Below are 13,108 nucleotides of genomic sequence, written 5' to 3'. Positions count from 1 at the left end.
GCCGGGCCCTTGTTGCGTGTGTACGCAAGTTTGGCTGAACAGAGCGGAGTGTGCGCCGGAGCAGCCGGTGGGAGGATACTGAAAGAGGGACGGACATGGAGAATCAGGCGACAGGATTGGTAACAGATGTACCGAGCGTATTTCCGGGGAAGCAGTGGCAGCAGGTGCTCGAGCGCGATGCGCGGGCGGACGGTGTGTTCGTCTACGCGGTGAAATCGACGAAGGTCTACTGCAAGCCCAGTTGCGCGAGCCGCAGACCGAATCGGAAGAACGTGACCTTCTTCCCGAACCCCGCTGCGGCTGAGGCAGCGGGATATCGGGCCTGCATGCGATGCGAGCCGGACCGCGTGGAAGCCAAGGCGGATCCGCAGGCCGGAGCCATCGCGGCGGTGACCGACTACCTGAAGGACCATGCGGGTGAGCGGACGAAGCTGGCCGATGTAGCCAAGGCGACGGGAGTTGGGCGGCTGACGATCCTGCGGGGCTTCAAGCGTGTGCTCGGCGTGACACCGGGCGAGTTCGCCAAGGCGCAGCGGGTGGAGAAGTTCAAGGAGAAGGTGCGCAAGCCGAAAGCCGAGGTGGACGAGAGCTTCCAGGTTGAGGGCAGCGCCACCCCTGGTGTGTCGGTCGGCCTACGGGCGCGGCGGGCTGCCGCGAAGGCGGCTGGCCCGGTAAAAATTACGGACGCCTTATACGAGGCGGGGTTCGGGTCATCGAGCCGCCTGTATGAGAACAGCAAGGACACGCTGGGGATGAAGCCGCGGGAGATGCGCGAGGGCGGCGCTGGCCTTCTGATCCGCTATGCGATTGCGCCAAGCCCGCTTGGACGGATGCTGGTGGCGACGACCGACGTTGGTGTCTGCTCGATCGCCTTCGGCAAGGATGACGCCGAGCTGGAACGCAACCTGCGGGCGCAGTTCTCGAAGGCGCAGCTTATGCCGGCTAAGCCGAATAAAGGGTGGCTGGCCGACGCCGTCAGCTTCGTGGCGAGCCAGACGACGGAGCATCCGGCAGCGGCTGCGTTCCCGCTGCATGTGCGGTCGACGGCATTCCAGCAAAGGGTGTGGACGGCTCTGCGCCAGATTCCGCGAGGTGAGACCAGAAGCTATGGCGAGTTGGCGATGTCGCTTGGTGCTCCGACGGCCTCGCGTGCAGTTGCGGCGGCGTGCGGAGCGAACCCGATCGCGGTGGCCGTGCCCTGCCATCGTGTCGTGGGCAAAGACGGTTCGTTGACTGGGTATCGCTGGGGTGTAGACCGGAAGCGGCGGCTGCTCGAAGCTGAGGCGCGGTAGAAATACTTTTGGGCATCTGTGAAGCTGCTGACAGGATGGTGTCAGCAGGGTGTCAGTAGCCTAATCCTGTGAGTGGCGGAACGCTGCTTGCGGGAGAAGCCAAGATGAATAACGATGCGTTGACGTGGTTCGAGATTCCAACCGTAGACCTGGATCGGGCGCGCCGGTTCTATGAGGATGTATTGCATACCAACATGCAGGAGTTCGCGGGAGGCCGCGATCCGATCGTCATGTTCCCATTTGTCGGCGAGGGTGTCGGCGGAGCGCTGGTGAAGCGGCCACACTCGCAGCCTTCGCCTTGCGGCACGATGGTCTACCTGAAGCTTCCGGTCTTTGCCGGAGAGGTTGGGGAGGCCGAAGCGCGGGTCGAGAAGGCCGGCGGATCGGTGGTTGTGCCGAAGATGTCGGTTCCCGGTGTTCCAGGCGAGATGTTTGTGATGAAGGACACCGAAGGAAACATGGTCGGGGTGCATGGGCTGTGAGGGAATTGGCAGTAGAGTGTCAGCATGCGACGCGCTGACCGGCTGTTTCGAATCGTCCAGATGCTGCGCTCCGGGAGACTGCTGACCGGGGCGCAGTTAGCGGAGAAGCTCGAGATCTCAACGCGAACGCTTTATCGCGACGTTGCCGACCTGCAGGCGAGCGGCGTGATGATCGAGGGGGAGGCAGGCGTCGGCTATACGCTGCGGCGCGAGATGGATATGCCCCCGATGCAGTTCACCGCCGAGGAGACGACCGCGCTTGTACTCGGCGCGCGGATGGCGAGCGCATGGGGCGGCGAGGCCATGGCCGCGTGCGCGCGCGAGGCGCTGCGCAAGATCGAGGCGGCGCTTCCGGCTCAGATGCGGATCGAGATGGACATGGTGCAGATGTATGCGCCGGGCTTTGCCTTGTCGCGCGAAGTGCGTCTGCGGATCGATGATCTGCATGCGGCGTGCATGCGGTCGCACCCGGTCCGCTTCCGCTATGAACGCCTCGATGGCGCCCTGAGCGAACGGCGCGTGCGACCGCTCGCGCTTGCCTTCTGGGGCGGCGTGTGGACGATGGCGGCATGGTGCGAGATGCGGAAAGGATTCCGCAACTTCCGCCTCGACCGCATGAGCACGATCGAGGTGCTGGAAGAGACGTTCGTGCTGAAGCGTGGGCAGAGGCTGAAAGATTATCTTCGAGAGACCGTGCCGGAGAAGGAGTTGCGGGCGCTTGGGCTGATTCCGGTAGCGAAAGTAGCACGGGTAAAGGCAGACGCAGATTCCCTTCGGGAATGACAACCAAAGAGGCAGGTGCTAACTAGCCGGGACTGCTACCAGAGAACGCCCTTATCCGGAGTGACCGGCTGAGGCAGGTTGGTTTCGCCGAGCATCTGGCGGAGGTTGATCTCGATTCCGCGCGTGATGGAGGTGAGGGGGACGTCGTAGATCTTGTTGTCGAACGGATCTTCGAGGTCGCGGCCGATCTTGTCGAGCGTGAGGAAGATGAAGCCGACGAGCGTGGAACCGAGCGGTGTGAACCAGCCCATGTTGGTCACCATCGCAAGCGGCAGAAGGAAACAGTAGATGTGGACGAAAAGACGCGGAAAGTAGTCGTACTGTTTCGGCATGGGGGTGTTCTTGATGCGCTCAGTGCCTCCCTGAGCGTCGGCGAGGTCATTGAGGGTCGTGTCCATCGCGGCCCATTGCAGGGGATCGAGCCAGCCTCGGTGCTTGCACTCCTGGAGAAGCGAGCCCATCTTGAGTTGCAGCGCGAGCGGCACGTTCGCCTGTCCCTGCAGCGTGGCAAGCTCTGTCTCGACGAGGAGCGGCTTGAGATCGCTCCATGGCTCGAGCTTGCGAAGATGCGCGCGAAGCGCATGTACGAAGGCGATCTGGTGATAGACGAGGTTGACCCGCATCTCGTGCAGCTCGGGCGTCTCGTGATCCTCCGGGGCGCGAAGGGTTACGGTCTGACGAACCCAGCTTCGAGCGTTGTTGACCACCGCACCCCAGAGCGTCCGGGCCTCCCACCAGCGGGCGTAGCAGGATTGGTTACGGAAGCCGAGGATCAGGCCAATCGCGGAGCCATAGAGTGCCAGAGGAATATGGGGCAGCGCTATCCACTGCCAATGCAGCACCTTGAAGGCGAAGACGATGGCAACGTCGTAAAGCGCAAGAAGAAGCAAAGGCTTGCCGACGTACTGCAGCATGCGGAGCAGGTCTGGCCCGCGGGGAACGATCATGCGTGGTCGGCCTCGACGATGACGACCTCGAAGTTGCGGCTGCCGTCTTCGGTGATGCGGATCTGGCCGGTGCCGATATCGTAGACCCAGCCGGAGATGGTGAGTTCCTCGCGGGCCATGGCTCCGGCGACCGAGGGATGGGTGCGGAGATGCTGCATCTGGAGGAGGACGTTTTCCTCGGTGAGCCGCTTGAGCTTGTCGGCGGGGCTCTCCTCGGGGGACTCGAGCGATTTGGCCACCGAGAGGGCGGCGGCGGCGTTGTTCATCCACGTCTTGACGGTGGGAAGGGCTTCGAGGCTTTCGGGCTTGAGAAGAGCCTTCATGGCGCCGCAGTCGCTGTGGCCACAGATGACGATGTGCTTTACTTTCAGGGCGCTGACGGCGTACTCGATCACGGCGCTGACGCCTCCGAGCATCTCGCCGTAGGCCGGGACGAGGTTGCCGATGTTGCGGGTGATGAAGATGTCACCGGTGCTGGAGCTGGTAATGGTCTCGGCGTCGATGCGGGAGTCGGCGCAGGTGATGACGAGGGCGTGGGGAGTTTGCGGCGTGGACGCGGCGTGCTGGAACGCGTCAGCCTGTTCGGGGTACACCTCGGTCCGGAACTTCCGGATGCCATCCTTCAGTTGCGCGAGTACGTTGTTCATATGCCCTCGTCGGTAGATTTTCGCTCCCAGCATATCGCCCCGGAGGTTTCGGCGATATGACAAAGTGCTGTGCGTAGGACTTCGGCCATTGCAGATGGTTTAGGTTTCTACTTGAGAATCAGCAACTTGGGCGATCATCGGCCAGATTCCAGGTCAATCCTTGTATAACGGGTGGCGGGTTTGAGCGCTGAGGAGGAGACGTTGGCGGGATCGCGGTGGCTGTTCGGGGTAACGGTCTTCCTGGGGGCATTCCTGCTCTTCCTGGTGGAGCCGATGGCGGCCAAGGGGTTGCTGCCTGTGCTTGGAGGGTCGTCGGCGGTCTGGGTGACGTGCCTTGTGTTTTTTCAGATGATGCTTCTTCTCGGTTATTTGTACGCGCACTGGATCACGCGTGGGGGATTGGGAAAGCGGTGGGCTTACCTCGTATTTGTCGTGTTCGCGCTGACACTTCCGACTCTGCTGCATTCCCATGTGCCGGTTGGGGATGCGGGGCATCCGGTTTGGACGATCTTCCGCACCCTTGGGCTCACCATTGGGCTTCCGTTCTTGCTGCTCGCCTCGACGAGTCCGCTGCTCCAGGTGTGGATGGCGCGGCTGGAGGGCCGCGGGGTCCGATACGGTCTTTTCGCGCTCTCGAACCTGGGATCGCTGCTTGGGCTTCTGGCGTACCCGATCCTGATTGAGCCGTATATTACGCTGCGGGTGCAGCGGATCGGCTGGACGGTGAGCTTTGCCGTGTATGCGGCGTTGGCGGCGTGGCTCGCGGCTCGTGAAGGCGTATGGCGCAAAGATGAGGAAGAAGCGGTAACGCCGACGGTGCGGTCGAGTGGACGTCTCAAGGCCATGTGGTTCCTGCTGCCGATGGCTGCGGCGGTGCAGTTGGCGGCGATCACCAGCCACCTGACAGTGAACATCGCCGCCATTCCCCTGCTGTGGATGCTTCCTCTCGCTGCTTACCTCATCAGCTTCATCATTGCGTTCGAGATGCCGATGCTTTACCAGCGTGGGCTTGTCGTGCGTCTGCTTGTGGTCATGATGGCGGGGCTGGGGTATGCGCTCACCAAGACGGATGTCTCACTGCCGATCTCGGTCGGCATTCCCTTCTTCCTTCTCGAACTTTTTGCCGCGTGTCTTTTCTGCCATGCCGAGGTCCACCGCCTACGTCCGCAAGGGCGTGGTGAGACGACCGAGTTCTATCTACTCGTTGCCGCCGGTGGTGTCGCCGGAACGTTTTTCGTCGCGATCCTGAGTCCGCTGATCTTCTCGGCGAACTACGATCTCGCGTTCTCGTTTCTGCTGACGGCAGCGCTCGCGCTCACCGTGACCTGGAACGATGGCTGGGGACAGAGGCTGCTCTGGGGCGTGGGAACGGCGCTCCTCTGCGTGCTCGTTGTGCTATTACATGTCGCCTATCAGCGTCGAGTGCTGGAGGTGAAGAGGAACTTCTACGGAACGTTGCGCGTGACCGCGACAACGTCAGCCGCTGGCGCCGTCCGGATGCTCGCGAACGGAACTATTCAGCACGGAACCCAGATCCAGGAGCAACCGGGACGCGAGATGCTGCCCACCACCTACTATGCCGAAGACTCGGGTGTCGGGCTCGCGATCAAGGAATGCTGCACTAACCGTGCGCGGCATATCGGCGTGGTTGGCCTCGGCGTCGGAACGCTGGCGGCCTACGGTCGAACCGGCGACACCATCCGCTTCTACGAGATCAACCCGCTGGTCCGGCCAATCGCCGACCGCTGGTTTACCTACCTGAAGGGCTCGGGCGCAACGATCACCGTTGCCGAAGGGGACGGCCGCGCCTCACTGCACAACGAAGCTCCCCAGGGCTTCGACGTGCTCGTCATCGACGCCTTCTCCGGCGATGCGATCCCGGTGCATCTGCTGACGGTCGAGGCCATGCGGGAGTATAAGCGGCACCTGGCTCCGGGAGGCGTTGTCGCGATCCACGTCTCGAACCAGTACCTGAACCTCGTGCCGGAGATCGGCGCGCTTGCGGTGGCGTCGGGCATGAACGCCCGTTTCTTCGACAGCGGCGAAGATCTGTTCAAAGGAGAGTATCGGGCGACATGGGTGTTGCTGAGCACCGACCCGAACTACTTCACGCAGGGCGACCTGGCAACGGGAACGCGGATTAAACCGAGGCCCGATGTGCAGGCCTGGACCGACGACTACTCCAGCCTTCTTCCGCTGGTGCAGTGGGGCAGACATTAGTGCCGCGAGATTTCAACAGGGCGCGGACGCAGCCCGAAACCCAACGTACAGTGGAGGAATGAACGACAGCGGAACAGTTCAGGACGCCTCCGTCGCAGGCGAGCAGGTCGACTCGCGCGCTCTGTACCGGAAGATTGGCCTGCGGCTGATCCCGTACATCTTCATCCTCTACATCCTCGCCTACCTCGACCGCGTGAACGTCGGCTTCGCGGCGCTCGAGATGAAGCGCGACCTGAAACTCAGCGACACGGTCTATGGCACGGGCGCGGGCATCTTCTTCCTTGGTTCCTCGCTCTTCGACCTGCCGAGCAACCTGCTTCTGGGGAAGGTCGGCCCGCGCCTCTGGATCGCGCGGATCATGATCACGTGGGGAATGATCGCGACGGGAATGGCATGGGCAGCCGGACCGCACTCGTTCTTCGCGCTGCGGTTTTTCCTCGGCGTCAGCGAGGCCGGCTTCTTCCCGGGGATGATTCTCTACCTGACCTACTGGTTCCCATCGAAGGAGCGAGCGCGGGCCGTTGCGACATTCATGACGGCGACTGCGATCGCGGGTGTGGTCGGCGCTCCGCTGTCGAGCGCTCTGCTGAAGCTCGAAGGGTTCGTCGGCCTGCATGGGTGGCAGTGGCTGTTTATCTCGGAGGGCGTTCCCACGATCCTGATGGGGATTTCGGTTCTGTTCGTTCTGAGGGATCATCCGGACGACGCGCCCTGGCTCTCGGACCCTGAAAAGAAGTGGCTGGATGAAGAGTTGCAGCGGGATCGCGAGGCCGGAGGTGCCGACAACAACCACCACGTTCTCGACGCGTTCAAGATGCCCATGGTATGGGTGCTGGCCGGAATCTTCTTTCTGGAACAGGTCGGCGTATACACGGTAAACCTCTGGATGCCGCTGCTGCTGAATACCTTCGTCCACGCTGGGGCTGGTCCAGGGGCGGCGAGCCTGATCGCACGCTATGCGACGGTCCCGTATGTCGCGGCGGCGATCTTCATGGTGGCCGTTGGGTGGAACAGCGACCGAACCGGCGAGCGCCGCTGGCACATCGCCGGATGCATGCTTCTGGCCGCAGCCGGGTTTGGCTGGGCGTCCCACGCATCCTCGCTTCCCACCGCGCTCTGCGCCATGACGCTGGCGGCAATGGGCTTCTGGAGCATTATGGGTCCGTTCTGGGCTCTGCCTACGCAGGTGCTCGGCGGTCAGGGAGCGGCGGGTGGTGTGGCGATTATCACGATGGTCGGCGGTATCGGGGGCTTCACGGGACCCTTCATGACTGGCAAGCTGAAGGACTTGACCCACAGCTTTCAGGCTGGACTTCTCGCGATCGCGGGGCTGGCGATCCTGGGTGCCCTTCTATGTGCGGCCCTTCGCAAGCCAGCATCCGAGGCAAAATAGGCCGGGTGTGCCCGATTGCATTCCGTACGTCCGTTTTGACTCGTGTCAACTATCAACATGAGATCAGGCACGGGATAGGCCCTGGCTGGTATTCTTCATAAGGCAGAACGCAATCCTCAGAGGTGTTTTAGATGGCGACAGCAACATTGGATACGGCAGCGATTTCGACTGCGACGGGTGTAGCGAAGGAATACAAGGTCCGTGACCTGAGCCTTGCGGAGTTTGGGCGCAAGGAGATCGACATCGCCGAGCAGGAGATGCCGGGCCTGATGTCCATCCGCAACAAGTACGCGGCGGATAAGCCGCTCTCCGGCGTACGCGTCACCGGATCGCTGCACATGACGATCCAGACCGCAGTGCTCATCGAGACGATGGTCGCGCTCGGCGCCGATGTTCGCTGGGCGAGCTGCAACATCTTCTCCACGCAGGACCACGCGGCGGCAGCCATTGCGGCGGCTGGCGTTCCCGTCTTCGCCTGGAAGGGTGAGACGCTCGAGGAGTTCTGGTGGTGCACGAACGAGTCACTCCGGTTCCCCGACGGCAAGGGCGGCGTGCTCGGACCGCAGCTTGTGATCGATGACGGCGGCGACGTGACCCTGCTCATCCATAAGGGCGTAGAGATGGAGAAGGGTGACCAGTGGGTCAACTCTCCCTCGGGCTCTCTCGAAGAGGACGTCATCAAGACGCTCCTGAAGAAGGTTCACGCCGAGAGCCCCACCCGCTGGCAGGATGTGGCGAAGGAGTGGCGCGGCGTCTCCGAAGAGACGACGACCGGCGTTCATCGCCTCTACAAGATGATGGAGAAGGGCACATTGCTCGTTCCCGCCATCAACGTGAACGACTCCGTCACAAAGTCGAAGTTCGATAACCTCTACGGCTGCCGCGAGTCGCTCGTCGACGGCATCAAGCGCGCCACCGACGTCATGGTCGCGGGCAAGGTTGCGGTGGTCTGCGGGTTCGGCGATGTGGGCAAGGGCTCGGCGGCTTCGCTGCGCGGGCTTGGCGCACGCGTCATCGTCACCGAGATCGATCCCATCAACGCCCTTCAGGCAGCGATCGAAGGCTACGAAGTGGCGACCGTCGAAGACACGCTCGGACGTGGCGACATCTATGTCACCTGCACCGGCAACGTCGACATCATCACCCTCGAGCACATGAAGCGGATGAAGGATCAGGCGATCGTCTGCAACATTGGCCACTTCGACAACGAGATCCAGATGGAGCCGCTGAACGCCTTCAAGGGCGCGGCCAAGCTCAACATCAAGCCGCAGGTCGACAAGTACACCTTCACCGAGACGGGCAACAGCATCTTCGTTCTCGCCGAGGGCCGCCTCGTAAATCTTGGTTGCGCGACGGGTCACCCGAGCTTCGTGATGTCGGCCAGCTTCTCGAACCAGACGCTTGCACAGCTCGATCTCTGGAAGAACAAGGACGTCTACAAGACCGGGATCTACATCCTGCCGAAGAAGCTGGACGAGGAAGTCGCGCGGCTGCACCTCGAGAAGATCGGCGTGAAGCTCACGACGCTTTCCGAGAAGCAGGCGAACTACCTCAGTGTTCCGGTCGAGGGTCCGTACAAGGCGGAGCACTACCGGTACTAAGTCTCACATATTAGCTGCAAACGAAAGGGCCACCTCAAACAGGTGGCCTTTTGGTTTGCCTGAGCAACTAACTGGTTGCGCTCGGCGAGTCGTAGTCGCTGACCGTAATGATCTGTGCTGCAGGACTTGCGAGGAGCTTCGAATCGAGGATAATCAGCGTGCGTGCGGCGCCCGAGCTATAGGTCACAAGCGAGCCGGTGTAGGAGCCGACGCTGGTCGCGGTTGGGACAGAGCCCGTAGGGTAGATGACTACCTTGTACGCGCCGGCCGGCACGTTGAGATAGCCCGAGTTCGTGCCGAAGGTGAACCCGGTGACGAGCGGCGAGACAGCCGTGATCGCCGAACCCGAGGGCACAAGGTATACGTCAACCGCGCCGGTCGCGGTGCCCTCGTCAAGGAAACGCAGCGATACATTACCGCTTGGAGCCGACGCGCCCTGATCCTTGATGACGATCTCCTGCAGACTGGCCGCTATGTTGCTGATGAGCACCGTGTATTGGCCGCCTGTCGCGAAGGTCGCGCGGGCGGTTGTGAGGACCTGGCGCGTACCCGTGGTGTCGGCTGTGAAGTCGTAGAGGCCGGGCGAGATAGGAATGTACGACGTAGCCGTGCCGAAACCGAGGTTATAGGCGACGGGATTGCTTCCCTGGTAGATATCGACGGCGGGAGCGTCGGGCGAGGCGTCGATGATGCGCACTTGCGAGGTGACGATGCTCGTTCCCGAGACGCTCTGGCAGCCCGAGACTATGAAGGATGTGACGATGGCGAGCAGACATGCGGAAAAACGCGCGAGGTGCCCCCTTGTGCGCGCGGGGGCCTGCGACATGAGCTCCTGCGCCTCGTTGCTCATCGTGTGCGTCTGTTCCTCATAGCTGCCCTCAGACTAAACGATTCGAAGCCGTCGAGGCGGCGGGAAAGTGAGCTTCGGTGCCTGGCGCGGTACCACAAATGGGGAGGTGCGGGCCGATCCCGATTCGGGTTCAGGCGAGGGTGCAGACCAGGATCGTCATATCGTCGTGCTGCGGTGCGCCGTTCGTGAAGGCGTCGGCATCGGCCAGTAGCCCCTGCAACAGGCCCTGCGCCGTGCTCGATCTGCGGGGGTCGCCGAGCAGGGTCTGGGCGGCGGCGATCATCCTATCCTCGCCCCACTCTTCGTCATCGGCCGTCATCGCCTCAGAGATACCGTCGGTGAAGGCGAGGAGCGTGTCGCCGGGCTGAAGCTGGATCGATGCCTGATCGTAATCCGCTCCCTGGAGAAGACCGACCACCGTGCCAGTTGGCTCGAGCGGGATCGCCTCTCCCGGCCCCGGGTCGCCGCGACGAAGGATCACGGGGCAATTATGCCCGGCGTTGACATAGTTGAGGATCTTCGTCACCGGGTCGAGTTCGGCGTAGAAGAACGTCGCATAGCGATTGGTCGTCGAGGCCTCATAGACGAGCTCATTCACGTGTTTCATCAGCGTGGCGAGATGCTGGTTGCCGCTGCCATCGGGCTGTCGCAGCGTGGCGACCGACCGTAGGCTTGCCCGCAGGCTCGCCATCAGGAGCGCCGCCGAGATGCCTTTGCCCGAAATATCCCCCACAGCAATGGCAAGGCGATTTGCCGGCGCTTCGGGCGTGCTGAACGGCTGGGGGATGAGAAAGAAGTCATAGTAGTCGCCGCCGACGAATTGAGCGGGCCGGCAGTATCCAGCGAGGTCCACTCCATCGACCGTCGGGTATGTCTGCGGAAAGAGCCTCTCCTGCACCTCGCGTGCGATCTCGATCTCGCGATTCAGGCTGGCGCGCTGAGCAAGTTCGGCAGTCAGACGCTTGAGCAATTCGGCGTTCTCGAGTGCGAGCCCTGTCTGCGAGGCGACGGTCTGGAGAAGCTGGCGGTCGATCTTCGAGTAGGGCTCCTCGGAACTCTTCGGCCCAAGGGCAATTACGCCAATCAGGCGGTTGCGCCCGGGCATCGGCACAAGAAGCTCGGTCGAGAGGTCGGAGAGAGCTGCGCGTTCCGCGTCGCTCGCATCGATCAGCCAGGAACCCGGGTCGTCGCGGTAGACATTCGCGGGTGCGGCTTTTGGCTTGGAGAGGTTCCGAATCGTCGTCGAATTCGACGGCAGGGAGAGCATATAGCCCGGGCTGATTGGAGTGCCGGTCGCATACTGGAGCTGGAAGGTATCGCCTGCCAGCAGGAACACGGCGATTCGATCGATGTGCAGCGTGCTCCGGAGACGCTGCGTAATGGTCTCGAGCAGCGGCGCGGTCTCGGTGAAGTTACGCGCTTCTTCGGAGAGTTCGGAGAGGACCTGCTCGGTGGAATAAGCCTCGCGGAAGAACTTCTGGTCGATCCTCGCCTGCAGACGCTTCGCTCCGAGCGAGCGGTACACGATGAAGATGGCGACGACGACGGCGAGATGAACGAGGTCGACCGCCCGGCGCTGCTCATGAAGCTTGATGTAGTTGTTGATCGAGATCGACATCCAGGTCGCAAGCGCGACTGTGACGACCCAGAGCGACTGCCGAGCGAAGAAATATTTCGTGCCCTGCCGCAACAGGATCCGGACATCCATCGCACGCTGCACGATCACGACATACGCGAGCGTCACGGGAAAGGCGAAGAGGATAGTGAAGACCGAGAGAGCGACCCACTCCGGCGTGCTCGCCCCAACGTCGAGGCCGCGAATCATCGAGTAGGCGACAAGGGCGAAGAACGGCAGAAGGCCGACCGTACAACCGGCGATCAGAACACGAAGGCGCCGGCGTGCGTCCGGGGAGGTCGTGGCATCGCCTTCCTTGGAGTAGAGGCAAGCGAAACCGTACGAGATTGCAAGCACGGCAAACACGTTTTCCGTGGCATTGAGTGAAACCCGCATGTTCTGAAAGGAAGCGCCCAGGCTGAAGCGGAAGGTGCTCGCATAATCCAGAAAGCTGTCGAGCGGGAATAGCAAGACCGGAGGAATGAGCAGGAGCCACTTGAGCCACGGCACCTTCCGGTCAAGCGGAGAACGCTCTGGGAAATAGACGCCGAAGAGCATGAAGCAGATCGACATCGAGGTCTGGACGACGTTGTTCCAGAGGAAGCCGAAGGGCATGTACCGGCTGCCGAGCTGACCCGGATTCAGAAAGACGGCGTGAAAGTAAGCGAGGATGGCAAAGATGAGCCAGGCATTCGGATTCCGTGGCCGGGCGAACACGACATAGAGGCCGGTCAGCAAGCAAAAGATCGGCATCAGCACCAAGAAGCTCTGAACAAGCCACGCCTGGAAGGGAGCGGGAGACGCTCGCTGCGGCGAGAGAACGATCATCGCATGGCGCGGAGGTTCGTCGAGCGAGGTTCCTTGGTGCCAGAACGTTACGTCGAGACGGTCGCCCGGACGCTTGTCAATAACGGCCAGTGCCATATCCCGGCTGCCCAGGAAGGGCAGGCCATCGAGGGTGTCTACTGCGTCTCCACGCTCCAGGCCCGCGGCTTTCGCGGATGGATTCACCAGCGTGATGGTATCGAGCGCGAAGCCGGAAGGAACACCTGCGATATGGGCCTGTGTCTGGTTGAGACGAATCACATGTGCGAGGTACCCGTTGAAAAACGGCGTCTCGACGCGCTCTGTGCCGTGCAGGAGATTCCTGAAGCTTGAAAAGGCACCTAAGGCCGAGTAGCTGAGCGCAATCGAGGCCACGAGCGCAAGCAGCGCATAGAGAGGGGCGGACGATGATCGCTTCGTCTGTTTGATGGGTGTCATCCGGAACGTCGGGTC

10 protein-coding genes are annotated in these 13,108 nt (G+C 62.1%); 6 read left to right on the top strand and 4 right to left on the bottom strand.

Annotated features, from left to right (window positions below):
* Nucleotides 1–95: 95 nt before the first annotated feature.
* The 3 genes from GRAN_RS18875 (at nucleotide 96) to GRAN_RS18865 (ending at nucleotide 2,557) form a co-directional block, all read left to right on the top strand.
* Complete coding sequence (locus tag GRAN_RS18875) at nucleotides 96–1,292, top strand: bifunctional transcriptional activator/DNA repair enzyme AdaA (RefSeq protein WP_128914596.1); 1,197 nt, start codon at nucleotides 96–98, stop codon at nucleotides 1,290–1,292.
* Nucleotides 1,293–1,396: 104 nt separating this feature from the next.
* Nucleotides 1,397–1,774, top strand: a complete 378-nt coding sequence (locus GRAN_RS18870) for a VOC family protein (RefSeq protein ID WP_128914595.1) — start codon at nucleotides 1,397–1,399, stop codon at nucleotides 1,772–1,774.
* Nucleotides 1,775–1,798: 24 nt separating this feature from the next.
* Complete coding sequence (locus GRAN_RS18865; protein ID WP_128914594.1) at nucleotides 1,799–2,557, top strand: helix-turn-helix transcriptional regulator; 759 nt, start codon at nucleotides 1,799–1,801, stop codon at nucleotides 2,555–2,557.
* 35 nt (nucleotides 2,558–2,592) lie between these two features.
* Here GRAN_RS18865 and GRAN_RS18860 read toward each other — a convergent pair whose 3' ends face one another.
* Both GRAN_RS18860 and GRAN_RS18855 read right to left on the bottom strand, forming a co-directional pair.
* Nucleotides 2,593–3,504, bottom strand: a complete 912-nt coding sequence (locus GRAN_RS18860) for a bestrophin family protein (protein WP_128914593.1) — start codon at nucleotides 3,502–3,504, stop codon at nucleotides 2,593–2,595.
* Nucleotides 3,501–4,151, bottom strand: a complete 651-nt coding sequence (locus GRAN_RS18855; protein ID WP_128914592.1) for a carbonic anhydrase — start codon at nucleotides 4,149–4,151, stop codon at nucleotides 3,501–3,503. The genes GRAN_RS18860 and GRAN_RS18855 overlap by 4 nt, the downstream gene beginning before the upstream one ends.
* 201 nt (nucleotides 4,152–4,352) lie before the next feature.
* Between GRAN_RS18855 and GRAN_RS18850 the strand changes: the two genes are divergently transcribed.
* From GRAN_RS18850 to ahcY, 3 genes are all read left to right on the top strand, one after another.
* Nucleotides 4,353–6,371, top strand: coding sequence for a spermidine synthase (locus GRAN_RS18850; protein WP_128914591.1), 2,019 nt, complete (start codon nucleotides 4,353–4,355; stop codon nucleotides 6,369–6,371).
* Nucleotides 6,372–6,429: 58 nt separating this feature from the next.
* Entirely contained in the window at nucleotides 6,430–7,764 is a 1,335-nt protein-coding gene (locus tag GRAN_RS18845; protein ID WP_128914590.1) for an MFS transporter, read from the top strand.
* Nucleotides 7,765–7,895: 131 nt separating this feature from the next.
* Nucleotides 7,896–9,365 carry an adenosylhomocysteinase gene (ahcY, locus tag GRAN_RS18840; protein ID WP_128914589.1) on the top strand — a complete coding sequence of 490 codons (1,470 nt, stop codon included), beginning with the start codon at nucleotides 7,896–7,898 and terminating at the stop codon, nucleotides 9,363–9,365.
* A gap of 67 nt (nucleotides 9,366–9,432) precedes the next feature.
* Here the strand turns inward: ahcY and GRAN_RS18835 are convergent, their stop codons facing one another.
* A complete protein-coding gene (locus tag GRAN_RS18835; RefSeq protein WP_241654994.1) occupies nucleotides 9,433–10,215 on the bottom strand; it encodes a DUF4397 domain-containing protein in 783 nt (260 codons plus the stop codon).
* Between the two features lie 130 nt (nucleotides 10,216–10,345).
* Nucleotides 10,346–13,093 carry a GAF domain-containing SpoIIE family protein phosphatase gene (locus GRAN_RS18830; RefSeq protein WP_161571059.1) on the bottom strand — a complete coding sequence of 916 codons (2,748 nt, stop codon included), beginning with the start codon at nucleotides 13,091–13,093 and terminating at the stop codon, nucleotides 10,346–10,348.
* Between the last annotated feature and the right edge of the window lie 15 nt (nucleotides 13,094–13,108).

The organism is Granulicella sibirica (assembly GCF_004115155.1).
Lineage (GTDB): Bacteria > Acidobacteriota > Terriglobia > Terriglobales > Acidobacteriaceae > Edaphobacter > Edaphobacter sibiricus.
This window is presented reverse-complemented; position numbering and strand designations above follow the sequence as displayed.